10 protein-coding genes are annotated in these 15860 nt (G+C 38.7%); 4 read left to right on the top strand and 6 right to left on the bottom strand.

Features of this window, described 5'->3' with window-relative positions:
- The first annotated feature begins 526 nt into the window (after positions 1-526).
- The 4 genes from ACFO6W_RS15280 to ACFO6W_RS15295 all read left to right on the top strand — a co-directional run bounded on the left by ACFO6W_RS15280 (position 527) and on the right by ACFO6W_RS15295 (position 2886).
- Entirely contained in the window at positions 527-1624 is a 1098-nt protein-coding gene (locus ACFO6W_RS15280; protein ID WP_379997928.1) for an NAD(P)H-dependent flavin oxidoreductase, read from the top strand.
- A gap of 162 nt (positions 1625-1786) precedes the next feature.
- Entirely contained in the window at positions 1787-2026 is a 240-nt protein-coding gene (locus tag ACFO6W_RS15285; protein WP_006801039.1) for a hypothetical protein, read from the top strand.
- Positions 2027-2097: 71 nt separating this feature from the next.
- A complete protein-coding gene (locus tag ACFO6W_RS15290) occupies positions 2098-2550 on the top strand; it encodes a cold-shock protein (protein ID WP_379997931.1) in 453 nt (150 codons plus the stop codon).
- A gap of 27 nt (positions 2551-2577) precedes the next feature.
- Positions 2578-2886: an RNA recognition motif domain-containing protein gene (locus ACFO6W_RS15295; RefSeq protein WP_379997933.1), complete on the top strand. Its 309-nt coding sequence runs from the start codon at positions 2578-2580 to the stop codon at positions 2884-2886.
- A gap of 240 nt (positions 2887-3126) precedes the next feature.
- On the opposite strand, the gene bglX is transcribed toward ACFO6W_RS15295, so the two are convergent.
- From bglX to ACFO6W_RS15325, 6 genes are all read right to left on the bottom strand, one after another.
- Positions 3127-5367, bottom strand: a complete 2241-nt coding sequence (bglX, locus tag ACFO6W_RS15300) for a beta-glucosidase BglX (RefSeq protein ID WP_379997935.1) — start codon at positions 5365-5367, stop codon at positions 3127-3129.
- Between the two features lie 202 nt (positions 5368-5569).
- A complete protein-coding gene (locus tag ACFO6W_RS15305; protein WP_379997937.1) occupies positions 5570-9511 on the bottom strand; it encodes a hybrid sensor histidine kinase/response regulator transcription factor in 3942 nt (1313 codons plus the stop codon).
- Between the two features lie 86 nt (positions 9512-9597).
- Positions 9598-11043 (bottom strand): hypothetical protein, encoded by a 1446-nt coding sequence (locus tag ACFO6W_RS15310; protein ID WP_379997940.1) that lies wholly within the window; start codon positions 11041-11043, stop codon positions 9598-9600.
- 7 nt (positions 11044-11050) lie between these two features.
- Positions 11051-12598 (bottom strand): right-handed parallel beta-helix repeat-containing protein, encoded by a 1548-nt coding sequence (locus tag ACFO6W_RS15315; RefSeq protein WP_379997942.1) that lies wholly within the window; start codon positions 12596-12598, stop codon positions 11051-11053.
- A 31-nt stretch (positions 12599-12629) separates the two neighbouring features.
- Positions 12630-14066: a sialate O-acetylesterase gene (locus ACFO6W_RS15320; RefSeq protein WP_379997944.1), complete on the bottom strand. Its 1437-nt coding sequence runs from the start codon at positions 14064-14066 to the stop codon at positions 12630-12632.
- A 12-nt stretch (positions 14067-14078) separates the two neighbouring features.
- Positions 14079-15860 (bottom strand): alpha-amylase family protein, encoded by a 1782-nt coding sequence (locus ACFO6W_RS15325; protein WP_379997946.1) that lies wholly within the window; start codon positions 15858-15860, stop codon positions 14079-14081.

Consider the following 15860-nt stretch of genomic DNA (forward strand, 5'->3'; position numbering starts at 1 on the left):
AATCGGATAATCAATCTTGTCAATCAGAATATTCCTCTTATTGAAGAAAGATTAGCAGCATAAATTTCATTAAATTAAAATAAACAAATATGTATCGATTATATATAGGTTTTAAGCTATTAGGTGAATTTGATAGTATTCGCGAAGCTAAACAATTTGCTCATGATAGTAAATTGAGTGGAGTATTCAATCTGATTGGAGATAATTATCAGGATGCATGGTATGCACCGATATTTTTTTAAAAACAGACAAAGAGGCGGACTGAAATTTCAGTCCCTTTCTATTCACAGAGGCCGTTATTCAATAAAATATTGTAAAACAATAAATAAATGGGATTTTTTTTCGTATCTTTAGACCTTGAGCAATCTAGTTTTTATTGTATCTATCTTCTCAATGTTTTGCTCCGCGCTGGTTAGCGGATCTTCCCATCGTCAAAATCGACAACAAAATCAACTTTCTTGTTTATGCTATTAATCAGTTACGAGAATGTGTAATGCTTTTGTCGTAACACATTTTTGTAAATAAGATGAAATCATTTTTTATAGGGAATATGGAAGTTAAACTTCCTGTTATCCAAGGTGGAATGGGTGTCGGCGTATCTTTGTCCGGTTTAGCATCAGCGGTAGCCAATGAAGGAGGGATAGGAGTTATATCGTGTGCTGGTTTGGGACTTATCCATAAAGGCCACGGAAATTTTATCAAGAGCAGTATTTGGGGGCTAAAAGAAGAGTTGCGTTTAGCCAGAGAAAAAACAACCGGCATAATAGGAGTCAATATAATGGTGGCTTTATCCAATTTTGCAGATATGGCGCGTACAGCCATCGAAGAAAAAGCGGATGTCATATTTGCCGGAGCAGGACTACCGTTGGACCTACCATCTTATAGAACTGTGGATAGTAAAACCAAGTTAGTTCCGATCGTTTCTTCCGCCCGGGCCTCAAAAATAATTTGTGAGAAATGGTATAATAATTACGGTTACCTACCTGATGCGATCGTTGTAGAAGGCCCGAAAGCAGGAGGGCATTTAGGATTCAAAAAAGAACAAATTGATGATAACCTGTATTCTCTGGAACAGATAATTCCCGAGGTTATAGAAACAGTCGCATTATATAAAGAAATAAAAACAATATCAGTTATTGCCGCAGGTGGAATATCTTCAGGAGGGGATATATACCGTTTTATCGAAATGGGGGCATCAGCTGTACAGATGGGAACAATATTTGTTACTACAGACGAATGCGATGCTTCAGAAGCCTTCAAGCAGGTCTATCTTACTGCTAAAGAAGACGACTTAATGATAATCAACAGCCCCGTAGGGATGCCTGGGCGTGCCATCAAAGGAGAATTTCTCAAACGTGTTTCCGAAGGGTTGGAAATACCTAAAACCTGCCCTGTACATTGTATAAAGACCTGTGACTATACGAAGAGCCCCTACTGTATTATGAAAGCATTATTTAATGCTGCGAAAGGTGATATGAGAAAAGGGTATGCTTTTGCCGGAGTAAATGCACATCTGGCACAGAAAATAAGCAGTGTAAAAGAAGTTGTATGCAGGCTGAAAGAAGAATTTACCCTGGTGGAAAAAAGAACATTATTTACAATGGGGCTGTCTCATGAACTATAGTCTGGTAGAAGAAACAATAAGAAGATATATCCGTGAATACAGGAATGGCCTTGATGTTCTGTGCTCAGGATGAACAAGGCTTGCTCAAGGATATTCAGAAACTTACAGGAAAGCGTCTAACAGTATCGAGTCAATAATAAACATTCACTAAAACTACAATATATGGTAGCAAAACAGAATTCTTCAGCAAATAAGAAAGAAGGTGAAATAACCCGTTCTGAAAGAACTTCGGCAACACAACAAGCCGAGTCAGTGTTGAAAAATGCAAAGGAGCGTGCCGGAGATGTTATCCATGTCGTAATTAGTGACAGGACTACGATTGAACTTCCGGCTCATTTATCACAGGAAGAGATAGATGCCCGTGTGGAGAAATATATAGAATTGCATAAATCGAAGATATAGTTTCTAGAGAATTGCTGTGATAAAAATAATAAGTATTCATTATAAAAAACAAAGATATTTTAAGAATAAGTATGGCTAAATCAAACTCATTTAACAAGAGAGAAATAGAAAAAAACAAACAACAAAAAAGAAAAGAGAAACAGCAAAAACGGGAAGAAAGAAAAAATAATCCAGCCGATTCTTTTGAGGATATGATTGCTTATGTAGATGAAAACGGAGTTATAACCAGTACTCCTCCCGATCTCACTAATAAACGAAAAATCAAGATCGAAAATATAGCTGTTTCTACACCGAAAAAAGAAGATCTGGAAGATCCTATATTGAATGGGCGTGTAGAATACTTTAACCCCGATAAGGGATATGGTTTTATAAAGCATACAGGAAGTACGGATAAATATTTTTTCCATATAAGTAGTGCTCCGGCTTCCATTACAGAAGGAAATATGGTGACATTCGAATTGGAACGTGGTCAAAAAGGCATGAATGCCGTAAGGATTACTCTTGCCAATAAGGACGGCCAGTAATCAATAATAATTAATTTAAGAAAAAGAATGAACATTTATGTATCAAATCTAAACTTTAGCACAACAAGCGAGAGTTTACAGGAATTATTTGCAGCGTATGGTGAAGTTGAATCTGCAAAGATTATCACAGACAGGGAAAGCGGACGATCGCGCGGATTCGGTTTTGTAGAAATGCCAAATGATACCGAAGGGCAAAATGCCATATCGGGATTGCACGACACCGATTTTGAAGGAAAGACTATTGGCGTAAGCATAGCACGCCCAAAAACCGAAAGAAGCAGCGGCGGATATAACAACCGGGGCGGAAACGGTGGATATAATAGAAATCGCTATTAATCAAATAGTATAGTTAACGGGTAGGAGACTCTTCTTACCCGATTAACTTTACGGCTCTTTTTAATTTATTGAAAGTTGTGTATATAGCCCGTTTTATAATGAAGACATTATATTATGTGAAGTAATCATAATTTATTGAGTGTATCGGTTTTCTATATTTTCCGTTTTACCCTTAAATTTGTTTGTATCCCGTGTCTTGTTTACTTGTACCTATTATATAGTAGACCAGTACACTAAAAACTATTCTAACAAAAAAGTATCACCTAATTCGGCCTTACTACTACCACCCACCCAAACATTGAAATAACCGGGTTCTGCTTTTTTTGTCATATCTACATCATAGAAAGCTAGATCTTCAGCTGATAAAGTAAATCTTACAGCCTTACTTTCCCCTGCCTTAAGATTCACTCGCTGAAATCCTTTCAACTCTTTTACCGGACGAATTATCGAACCAACAAGGTCTCTGATATACAACTGAACAACTTCTGTACCTTCAATACTACTGGTGTTCTCTAGCGTGACACTCATAGTGAGAGTATCGTTCATGCCCATTACATTTGAAGAGAGAGTCAAGTCCGAATATTCGAACTTACTATATGATAAACCATAGCCAAATGGATATAAAGGCTCTTTGCCCGAATCGAGATAGAAGGATACATCACCCACCGACGTTTGTTTTGCATTTGTTTCATCAGTATACAACGTTTTCGCATTATCCGGTGCAGGACGTCCGGTATTGTTATGATTATAATATAAAGGTATCTGACCAACTTCTCTCACAAATGTCACTGGCAGTTTTCCGCTTGGGTTAGCCTTCCCAAATAATAAATCAAGTACCGCAGGGCCTCCCATTGTTCCCGGATGAAAATTATATAGTATGGCATCAGCATACGGTAAATCGCGTTCGATAGTCAGAGGACGTCCTGCCATAATTACAAGTACAACAGGTTTGCCTGCTTTCTTCACCTCTTTGAGAAGTTCAGATTGAACACCTATCAGATTGATATTCGATAAAGAATGGGCTTCTCCCGACAATCGGGATTCTTCTCCTAAAAAGATAACAGCAACGTCTGTTTTTTTTACTATCTCCTGTATTTTAGAGAAATTGGAGGTATCTGTATCTGTAGTAGATCGCAGAATAGGTTCATAAATAACCTTCAAATTCTTATAGTCTTTATTACTTTTTAGTGCTCCTATTGGAGTAACTGTATGCGAAGCATTTCCATCAAATATCCAAGTTCCTAACTGGTCGTACGGAGCATCAGCCATCGGGCCGAGAATTGCAATTCTCTGAGTTTCATTCAGTGGTAAAACATTTTCATTCTTTAGCAGCACAGCCGATTTGATAGCAGCATCTTTTGCCGCCTGTAAATGTTTATCCGAATAAGTTGTTGTCGGCTTGTTTACTTCTATATAAGGGTTAGAAAATAGGCCTAAACGATATTTAAGTTTCAATATATAACGCACCGAGTTGTCTATATTTGTTTCTAATACCTTACCTTCCTCTACCAACTGTTTTAGATGTTTTATATATAGTTCTGTATTCATCTCCATATCAAGACCCACATTTGCAGAAATCATTGCAGCATCTTTCCCGTCAGCAGCAAATCCGTGTGTAATCATTTCACCCACCGAATTCCAATCTGAAACAATGAGACCATTAAATCCCATTTCGCCGCGCAAAATATTTTTCAGCAGGTTTTTATTACCGGATGAAGGGATACCATCATTATCGTTGAAAGAAGTCATTACCGTAGCCACTCCAGCATCGATCGACTTTTGGAATGGAGGTAAATATGTATTTTTGAGAGCGTTAGGTGTAATGCTGGTACTGTTATAGTCGCGCCCGCCTTCAGAAGCTCCATAACCCACAAAATGCTTGGCACAGGCCGCCATTGATGTCGGGTCCGACAAGTCTGTACCTTGAAAACCCTTCACCATTGCTTCACCCATTATGCCTGTCAGATAAGGATCTTCTCCCGGACTTTCAGCTATTCTACCCCATCTTGCATCCCGCGCAATATCTATCATCGGAGCAAATGTCCATCTGATACCATTCTCGGAAGCTTCCACAGCAGCAACACGAGCTCCTGTTTCTGCTATTTGTGGATCGAATGAAGCTGCTTGTCCTAATGGTATCGGGAATATCGTCTTATAGCCATGTATAACATCACGAGCAATAAGTAATGGTATACCTAAACGGCTTTCCATTGCTGCTTTTTGCAACAGATTTACTGTTCTCGGATCTGTCGTATTTAGTAGAGAACCAGTTTCACCCTTCTTCACTTTTTCAAGCAGTTCATCATTCATTTCGTAAAAGTTCAATTGATTCATCTGCCCTATTTTCTCGTTGAGTGTCATCTTCGATAGAAGGATTTCTACTTCTTTGTCATAGTTGAGTTGCTGGGAATATATGTGTAACTTTACACATAAAAATATACATAAAATAAAGAGTAATCGAAGTGCTTTTTGGGTATCCATTTACTTTCTTGATTTTTATTTTTGATTATTTATTTTAGTTAAAAAGTAACAATAGTAACAGAAAACGAATGTGCCAATCTCAAAACTTGACAAACCTGACACTTTTTACACTATTTAATTAGTTGTCGGCTTTTGTGATTCTACTCTCTTGTAAACTAGCACGCTACTAACTGGTACACTTAAATAACATAGATAAAGTTTTTCAATTATCTTCATTTGTATTCGTATCACCAACTTTATTTTTTACTCTGAAATTTTTAGGAGTATCCTGATACAGTTCCTTGAAACACTTAATAAAATAGTGAGCCTGACTAAAACCTGCCAGATAACCAATCTCTGATATCGAAAGATCTGTTTCTTTCAACATATTAGCCGCCTTATGCAAACGAATGTTTCTGATGAAAATATTTGGCGTCTCTCCCACTATCAGTTTAAATTTGCGGTGCAATACAGTTTTACTCAAATTCATTTCAGCTGCAAATTCATCTATTTTAAAGTTCTCATCCATTAAATGCTCCTCTATTATTTTTACAGCTTTACCCAGAAAATCATCTTTAGAATGCGATTTAGCGCTATCGTTCTGAGGAGATAATAGGTCTGTGATTATTTGTTTTCTGCGTTGTTGTCGGGTAGCATACACATTCACCATTTGCTTGATCAGGATTTCGGGATCGAAAGGCTTTTTGATATAGAAATCCGCTCCGGCTTTATAGCCCTGCATTTCATCTTCAGACGAGGATCTTGCAGATAGTAATATTACAAACACTTCTGAATACATTGGTGTATTCTTTATTGTTGAACAAAGAGTGAAACCATCCATCTCAGGCATCATAACATCCGAAACCACGATTTCTGGCAGATTATTCTTAATGAAATCCAATGCCTCTATGCCATTAGAAGCAACAGCCACCTCGAAGTGAACAGATAGTTTTTTTTTCAGGTAATCGCGCAATTGCGTATTATCCTCTACCAGTAAAATTGTAAATAAACCGTCAGTATCAATATTGTCTTTTATATCTAATGCCGGTTTCGGTCTATCGATCATTTTAGCCGGGAGATTGATTGTGAAAACAGTTCCTTTTTCCGGTATAGACTCAATATTTACTTCACCTCCCATCATATGTAAAAATTTACGGGTGGTATACAAGCCGAGTCCAAGCCCCTGAGAATCGCCATTTTTTTCTTCTCTGTAAAATTTCTCAAACACTTTTTCCTTATTTTGCCGGCTGACACCTATTCCTGTATCCTTTACTTTCAGATAAAAGATTCCTGCAACTTCATCATAGCTTAACAGCACATCTACTTCACCACCTTCCTTAGTGAATTTCAGAGCATTACTAATCAAATTATAGAGAATCCGTTCCAGCTTTATATTGTCTATTGATATGTATAAATCCGATATGCAGGAATGATAGGATAATTTTATTTTATTCGATTTCGCCAGATAATCAAAGGCATTGACTATAATATAAACAAACGATACTAGCTCTATATTCTTTTCTTTTATCTCTGTATCTATCTGTTCGGCTCTTTTGAAATCTAAAATTGTACTGAATATATCGGCTAAAAATGTAGCGTTTTTAGATATGATTTCCAGTTTTTCGTGCTGATCTTCGTTCATTGTCTCATCTCTGATCAGATCACTTACGGGAGCTATAATCAGCGAGAACGGTGTCAGCAGATCGTGTGATAATCCAGCAAAAAAACTTTCTTTTTCTTGAAGAAGTTCTTCCTTCTTTTTCTTTTCTATTTCTTTCAGCCTTTGCAGTTGACGCTTTTTGTAGTAATTCTTTATTATAAAGAATATACCCAGTAACACTAAGGATATCACTAGCAGTAAAACCGAATAAAAAGTGCCCGTTTGCCACCACGGAGGAGTAATTGTGATATGCAGACTCCACAATGGATCATATTTTTTAGTCAGCGAAGTATTATTCAACCGAATTTGTAAAGTATAATCTCCGGGAGGCAATTGTGAAAATGTTATCGGCTTTGTTATATCCAGATATTGCCAATCGTCGCTAAACCCCTTTATCTGATACTGATAGCTATTGTGATAATTATCCCATCCCACTTCTGTAAAAGACAGACTAATCCATTTACAGAGATACGATAAGGTTATCGAATCTGTATATTCTGTATCCTCATCCAATACAATTTTACCATATATCTTTTGTCCCACATCAACGGTCTGATGATCTATTTGTAACTCGGTCAGTAAAATTTTGGTATGTTCCGGCTGGTTCAATACTACTTGTGGGTCTATTAGCAATAAGCTATTCGTTCCTCCGAATATAACATACTGCTTACCATTAGTTTTGCAACGTGTTGTAGAAAACAATAACTGTTTGTTAGGTATGCCTGAGTTTATTTCTTTCAGCTCATGAGCACTATTAGTATAACAAAATATACGATTCGACACCGAAAACCATAAATTATTGTAAGTATCTAATATAACATCGCGAATGGCTCCATCGGGCAACATTTCCGAAGAGAAAGGATTTTCTATTTTACCATTACCTGCATAATTCAGCCTTCTTAGCCCTCCGGATGTTCCCAACCATAGGCACTTATCCTTCTGGTCATCAGCCAGACTGTATATCATTTCAGACACATTTTCATCATACTGCTGTACCTTATTTGTCATAGGATCGAGTAAGTATATACCACTATGTGAAGACACCCATATCTGCCCGTCTACAGTTTCCGAAAAACCTGTAATTTCATCCATGCCGAACGAGTCGTAATGAATATAATCAATAAAATTTTCTTTTGCCGAATCATATTTCATAGATACTAAACCATATTGTTTAGTTCCCATCCAGAAAATGGAATTACTACTTTTGAAGATTGCTGTTACTTTTCCAAAATTTTTATCTATATGATAGGTACGTAATGAAAAATCTGTTTTGCCATCCGCTTTTAGGGGAGCATATTGTAGACCTGTATCATCGTTTCCTACAATCAGTACTTCATCATCTTTATAAAGAGACAGGATATATTTGTGAAATAAACTGCCCGTATTTTTTATCAACCGGGGCTGTAAATTATGATTCTTTATGTCATACAAATAAAGCCCATCACCCTGAGTTCCCACTAATAATTGGTCAGAACCAAAATAATGCAATGAATATGCGGCTGAAAGCCCATTCTTATTAATCGGTGAAAGATCAGTTATCCCTTTGCTTTTATCATTCAGACGGAACAATCCTGTACCATATGTCCCTGCCCAGAATCTACTATGGCGGTCTCTGTAAAACGATAGTATAACAGGAGCATCGATTTGCAGAGATTTGGGATAAACATCAGATCCTGTACCGGTCTCCTTTATACCATCACCCCAAGTCCCCAAATAAAGCTTATTGTCGGTAGCCGGAAAAATACGGTAAATATCTCCCATATTTTTTGTCATAGACGTTTCTTTGGTAAGAAAGGTATCTTCGTTCCACTCCAACTTGTACAATCCATTTGCCCAAACTGAAAACCAGAGGCTGTTTTTTTCGCCTGTATCCAGAAATTGAGTAACAGCATAATAGTTCTCTTTCAGCGATATATCTTTTTTATTCTCTATGTCGTACAGGAAGTAACCATAATAGGTTCCGATCCATAACTTACCTTTCGGCTTTTCTACAATACTTGATACTATATTTTTAGGATAATGCTTCGATACATGATATGACAAATCACCTTCGCCGGTCGGGGTCAGCTGATACAAACCGTCTTCCCATGTTCCGAGCCAGATATTCTTTTCCGAATCTTCATAAATAGATATTACCCGTTGGGGATAATCTTTTATAATCTCACTGATATGTATAAACTTGTTTTTCCGGGGATTAAAAATGTCTGCGCCTCCTGTCTTAAATCCAATCCAAAGAAGCCCCTTCGAATCAAACATCAGTGTCTCTATATTATTTTCCGATATGCTGTTTGGCGAGGTGTTGTCATTCCTGTATACTTTAAACTCCCGCCCATCGAAACGGTTCAATCCATCGTTCGTAGCAATCCAGAGAAAGTTCTCATTTTCACATATTGCAGTCACATCAGTACCCGACAGCCCGTCGATAGTAGTGTAATGGGTATATTCCTGTGCCTGTAATGGTATAATCAGGATTAGGATAAGTAGTATGAGTATGATTCGTTTCATGAAGGAAGAATAAAAAAGGATGTCTTTGTTTTTCAATGTCTTGCGCAAGTTAAGCATCCTTTTCTTAATATCTGTTACTCACTATGTTAATTAAAATCAAGCTTATATTCGAGCACTGTAATCGAATATCCTTTCAGTCCGATAAGTTTATCTGTATCGTCCTTTCTCTGCCATACAGGATTGAGGTCTTCTGGTGTTTTTCCGAAATATTCCCATGCCTGAGACAGAGATTCGATTTTATGATTCGGTATTTCCAACTTTAATCTGGATAAGCTTCCTCTTTTATTTATTACGTAAACATATAATAAGTTACGCTCTTTGTCGATACTGGAATATGTGAGAATGGAGTCACACGATTCACTCTTAACCATTTGTTTACCCAGAAAATTACCCCATATTTTCAATGCAGTGCCGGTAGGTGTCAGGTTTCCGTCCTTATCCAGCGCATCATGGTCTCTGAGGTTGGTTTCATTTTCTATCCATCGGGTATTCCAGAAGCATGAAAACTCTATCTGTGGTTCCATCAGCAATTGCCCTGTCATATCGAAAGAAACGATTGCATGTCCCATATCATTACTTCCTTTCCAAAGGTTAGACCAGTCTATGGTGCCATATTCGGCAACAATCATTTTCCAGCGGCTCAACTGCTCTTTTGTCGCATATCTGTTCATTGCATTCAAGGCTGTTTGCGCCGGCCAAATCAGGCATTTGGCAGAATCACCGTACGACTGGTATCCGTTGTCGAAGAAGAATACTCCATAGTTGCTGACGCATAAACGGTCTATATAGTCACCTGCTTTAGTTATCACTGTTCTGAAAAATTCTTCATTATCACCATTGGGAATCACTAGAATAGACGAGTCAACAGCTTTCATTGCTTTCGAAAAATCAATTACATCCTGTGCATATATATCGGCTGTAGAATTTGTATTATTCTTATTCCAACTCTCGTTGCCTATCATCCAGTAACGGACACCATATTTCTTTTTTATGTTGGCGTAACGAACCCATTCGGCTGCATGCTTTATAAGCTTATCCCTTTTTGCCGGACGTTTTCCTTTTTCTTTTGGCATCAGGTAGCGGTCGGCTGCAACTACAATTATAGGTTCAGCACCGAGAGAATCGCAGATTTGCATAAATTCATCAAAATCGAGCGGGTCGAATAACAGTTTGCCTTCTTTCGAAAACATTCCGGGATAGTCTTCAAGCCCGATTCTACGGCATACTGTTGGCTGCGATTTCTCATAAGGAGAAGAAGCAAACATATACAAATCGGACTTTTCTCCTCCCGGATAACGCAGGTATTTTACGTTCATGTCCTGCAATACCTTTGTGACTGATTGTTTAGCATTGGGAAAACGTCCGCCATCCATAAAGTAATTCAGATTTATACCAATAGGATGATTGGATACATCATTGATGATGCTGTCGGGATATATGTTTAAAGTAACAATACCTGCCGGTTCTCTGTTACAGGAACTTAAACCCCATATTATAATTAGCATCCACAGCAGATTATATCTTCCTTCCATTACCATATCAGTTATATCCGATTACATCCAGTACCGGAACTTCTTTCCCGTTCAGCAATACTTTTTTATCTTTTACAAATTCTATTAGTTTGTTCCAGTTTTCATCGCTAGCGTCATACCACATAGCTTTGTCGAATTTACCGTCATATTTCTCAAATCCTTCTCCTGTATATTGTAAAGGCCCTATATAGAGGTTTTTTTCTATAAAATTATTTGTAGACTTGGTTGCATCGAAAGCGATTGTAGGCTCTTCTACAAAAATATAATTGTTTCTGAAATAGGTACTATCGGCATACCCTCCCCAATCATCGGAATGTACAAGGCGTTTATCCATTCCCGGCAATTCTTTTTTACAGATATAGAATATGTTTTTTTCTATCGTGCTGTTTTGCGCTGGCCCTGTGATATGGATAACAGGTGAATAAAAATCGGTCTTCTTCTCTTTCACAATATGTTTCCTGATTCCGTCATTTATACTTACGTTATATTTTACTACTGTTCCCTGATTTCCGGCGCTCCAGTCTTCGGGCCATCCGCCCGAATTGCATAACAATAGGAATCCGCCATCACTGTTATCACTGAGATTGTACTGAAATAAAGAATTCTTGCTGTTATAGTCCGAATCGAAACCATAACCGTCTGTCTGCGATTTATGACCGCTCACTATATTATATTGTACAATAGTATTGTCGCTGGAGAAAGGCCAGATACCATCGCAAGCTTCTGTAGCAGGTAGTGTGGCAGGACAATTCTTCATCACATTATATTCGACCAATGCCCCATCGCAGGCGGTAGGTACAATACCGTCTCCAGGCACACCGTCCAGTACATTGTTGCGGATTACAACATTCAGGCTAGGCAGCCATTGTTTTCTTATCCAGTTGCCCCACATAATAATACCATTTCGCTGCGAATCTTTAATCAGACAGTTCTGAACCAATAGTCCATCGAAGTAAGAAGGAATGGAATCGGTATTGTCATCCCTGAAATTTCTCAGCATCATGGCTTGCCCTCCTCCTGCATCTTCGTGCTCGTGTCCTTCTCCTTTGATCAATGAACCATATACATCATGGATAAAAAGATTGTCGATAGTGATATCCTGCGCCTTGCCATAATTGTAGATCTCAACAAACAAGCCACTTAGACGCGGTCGGATTTTTTCTCCTTTATTCGAAATCTCTATATCGCGAACTACAATATGTTCGGAGTTATAAATATGCATCATTTCGAGATTCGAGGCATCGCCTTTCAAATGAGGCATTGCTTCTCCTCCGTATTTACCTATTACTATCGGTTTGCCCGGTTCTCCTTTACCGGAGAAGTAAAATTTTTCAGTAAAAATACTGCCAGACCTGAGCAGGATACTGTCACCTCCTTTAACTTCCAGTTCCTTTAACTTACTCAGGCTTTTGAATGCCTGAGAGGGAGTAGTTCCCGTATTCGAGTCATTGCCACTGTCAGCATCGAAATAATAATTGGTCGTTGTTTTCGGCTGGCTGCATGCCGTCGAAAATACGATTACAACTAAAGTGATAACTTTAAAAATGTTTTTCATAACACTGTATATTCTTATTTTTTAATTAGTTCTATTCCCAATCGTCGGTTCTGAATGATGAGACAGGAAGACCTCCGGTTCCGAACAATTCAGCAGCAACATAATCCTTAAAGGCATAACGTACAGCCTTTGGCTCTTTCACCAGATGACTGGATACGACTATTGCACTTTTTTCTTCATCGAGATAAGCTTTAGCTTTTACAAACACCTTATTTTCCCCTGCTATTTCGAAGAGGGCCAGCTCTTTTCCATAACTGGTCAATCCCATAAACTGTTGAGTGAAATAAATGATTGCCTTATCGTCTTGTACTTCCATACGTTCATACAGAGGACTTTGGTATTCAAACCCCGTTGCTCCATATGTTTTCGCCAGAGCCAGAAAAGCCAGTCGTTGCCCTACTTCCTTTTTGCGTGGAGGGTGGATCTGGAATTCTTCACCGACATCTAATGTTACCGCCATAGCGCTGTTGGGTATAAGTGACAGAGTCTTTATCTGTGCTTCGCGCTGATATGCCGATATTTCGGGCCATTGCGGTGTAAAGAAATTCCACTCTTTATAGTCGTAGGGTGCAATCTGGGCAAAATAGAAAGGGAAATCGCCTTGTTCCCATATTTTGCGCCAATCCTTTACCATTGCAGCAACAGAAGGTGCATAGCGGGGGACATTGAAAATACTGGATTCTCCCTGATACCAAAGCATGCCTTTGATTCTATATCCTTCTATCGGGTGTATCATCCCATTGTATAGTAAGGTGGCTACATTTCCTATCCACGGCGATGTCTCATCACTTTTGGGAGGAACTTCTATATCTTTAAATTCGCTGCAAGCCACATCTGTCATCCATGCTTCCACGTTGGAGCCTCCATAACTGGCGTTGATAATACCGACAGGTATGTCCAGTTGCTGATTTATCAGATCGGCAAAGAACCAGCATACTGCACTACATTCTCCTGTTGTAGACAAGGATGCCGTTTCCCACCGTACATCTTTAACATCATCTAGTGGTCTGTAGGCTGCTAATTCGGGAATATTTATAAAATGTATGTTCTTCCCTTTCGAGTTAAGTATCGCTTCCGTAGAGCCTGCAACAGGCTGGTGTTTATATCCTTTCAGCCGCATACTCATATTCGATTGTCCGCTGGCAAGCCATACCTCACCGATATATACGTTCTTCAGTTCTACTTTCTGCGAGCTGCTGACTGTTATTGTATACGGGCCACCTGCGATGGGGGTTGTTACCGGAATTTTCCATTTACCGTTTTTATCAGCAACGGCTTCATATTCTTTCCCATCCCATGACGTTGTAATGTTGATTTTGGATTTTTCTTTTGCCCACCCCCATACAGGAGCTTGTGTCTGTTGCTGCAGCACCATATTGTCGGTAAATATTGCAGCCAGCTTTAAATCCTGAGCATTAAGAAATACCGAAACGAGAAAAAACAATATAAATAACTTTGTACCTTTCATATCTTATATTCTTTAATATGTCACATTATAAACTTCTATCTTGAAGTTTTTACTATCTCCGTCCTTCGACCAGCATGTAATAGTCAATGGGGATTTTGTATTTATATCTTTTAAGTCGATTTCTCCTACTCCCCACGAAAGACCGCTCCAAATCATCTTATCATAATTGATTCTTACCTGAATATTCTTCTTTCCCTGCTTAGCGGTTATTTTCAGAAATTCATTCATCTTAATTCCATCAGGGGGTGCTCCGCCCCACGAACGGAATGGTTTGCTGTTTCCATCCAGTTGGCTAAAGACAATGCGTATGTTTTCTGAAATGTTCTCTAGCCGGATTTGTGCTGTATGGTTATCATTTATTTGAATATCCGTTTTCATAGACGTTATGGCTTGGGGTACTATCACATCGTTTTCTTTTCCCCAATCGTATCCGGCTGTATTAAATTTACCAAAGCCTACAACTGCCATCTGTTCGGCGCCTAACACCAATTTATTTCCATCCAATGTCGGTGTGAATCCATTGTCAGTAAATAAGATGCGTCCTTGATTATATGATTTTGAAGGCAACTCTATTTCTTGTGACGATTGCGACGGATTGACAATAGTAAATAAGCACCCATCTGCAGAGATTGCTTTATATCCATATACTTCGGATTTACCCGGAATACCTCCGATGATAGTTGTCTGTCCGAATTGCTGGAGCTTCAGATAGGTTTGTTGCACTTTGGCAAACCATTGCGCATCTTCATCGTTCAGCAGGTCGATATTACCATGATAAACGTTGAGCCATCCACCACGCGCCAGATTTAGTATGAGTGAGCTTTTCCATGCGGCGATACCTCTTTTATAGCATGTACCCGTTTCACCTATCATAAACGAACAATTGTCTATACGCGGCAATGGTAAACCATTGAAAGCGAACTGCTGCACCATATGGTCGCTATACATATCCTGCGAACGCCATACATTCATCATTGGCACATCTGAGAAGCGGGGGTCGCCCGAATATAAGGTATCGAATATTTCGAGCCATCGCGGGTCAACTGTTTTACGGAAAGATGTTACAGTATTTTCCATATCACCGCCAAAACCATTATAACCGATGAATATTATATCCGGATTTTTCACTCTGAACTTTTTTATTGCCTGTATAAAAGCCCGTTTGTTAGCCTCCTCTATATCGGCGGAGAGCATCGAACTTTTTGCAAAACTGGATGCAGCATCGAAATAGGCGAAATCAAATTTAAAAACACCGAATCCTTTGTCTGCGTATATCTGCAATGTTTCTATCAAATGGTTGAGGTATCCTCCTTCAAAAAGACTTAGAATAGCTCCGTCCGATGTTTGTGAGCCTTCCCATTCGGAAATAAAATTCAACATAGGCGAACCTCCGCTTTGAATAAGGTTTGTCGAAAACCAAAGTCCCGGAATGATGTTATTTTCTTTACATTTTTTCAACCAGCTATCCGGTCCATCAGGCCAGTTTTTTCTGTTCCATGTCCTGTAACCTCCATCTACATCAAACCAAAATGCATCCATCATATAACAATCTATCTGAACTCCCTGTTGCTTCAACCGGATAACATTATCCAGCATCTTCATGCATAGTTCTTCTGTTTGAGGTATATTGTCCGATAATTCGTCATAGGCCGACCAATTATTATAGATTGTAAATGGTTGTTTAAGCCCACAGGTTAAGGAATTTTTAAATTCGGGCAGATTGTCGGCACAGAGCGGAATCTGAACATAGGCCAAAAGAAAAAGTAAGCAAGCTGCTGTTTTTAATATCTTCAT

It is taken from the genome of Dysgonomonas termitidis (assembly GCF_042654545.1).
Classification (GTDB): domain Bacteria; phylum Bacteroidota; class Bacteroidia; order Bacteroidales; family Dysgonomonadaceae; genus Dysgonomonas; species Dysgonomonas termitidis.

Bases quoted from the DNA above. Each gene is read 5' to 3' on its own strand.
- ACFO6W_RS15310 (WP_379997940.1), bottom strand. From the start codon at position 11,043: ATGGAAGGAAGATATAATCTGCTGTGGATGCTAATTATAATATGGGGT.
- bglX (WP_379997935.1), bottom strand. From the start codon at position 5,367: ATGGATACCCAAAAAGCACTTCGATTACTCTTTATTTTATGTATATTT.
- ACFO6W_RS15290 (WP_379997931.1), top strand. From the start codon at position 2,098: ATGGCTAAATCAAACTCATTTAACAAGAGAGAAATAGAAAAAAACAAA.
- ACFO6W_RS15315 (WP_379997942.1), bottom strand. From the start codon at position 12,598: ATGAAAAACATTTTTAAAGTTATCACTTTAGTTGTAATCGTATTTTCG.
- ACFO6W_RS15295 (WP_379997933.1), top strand. From the start codon at position 2,578: ATGAACATTTATGTATCAAATCTAAACTTTAGCACAACAAGCGAGAGT.
- ACFO6W_RS15280 (WP_379997928.1), top strand. From the start codon at position 527: ATGAAATCATTTTTTATAGGGAATATGGAAGTTAAACTTCCTGTTATC.
- ACFO6W_RS15320 (WP_379997944.1), bottom strand. From the start codon at position 14,066: ATGAAAGGTACAAAGTTATTTATATTGTTTTTTCTCGTTTCGGTATTT.
- ACFO6W_RS15305 (WP_379997937.1), bottom strand. From the start codon at position 9,511: ATGAAACGAATCATACTCATACTACTTATCCTAATCCTGATTATACCA.
- ACFO6W_RS15325 (WP_379997946.1), bottom strand. From the start codon at position 15,860: ATGAAGATATTAAAAACAGCAGCTTGCTTACTTTTTCTTTTGGCCTAT.
- ACFO6W_RS15285 (WP_006801039.1), top strand. From the start codon at position 1,787: ATGGTAGCAAAACAGAATTCTTCAGCAAATAAGAAAGAAGGTGAAATA.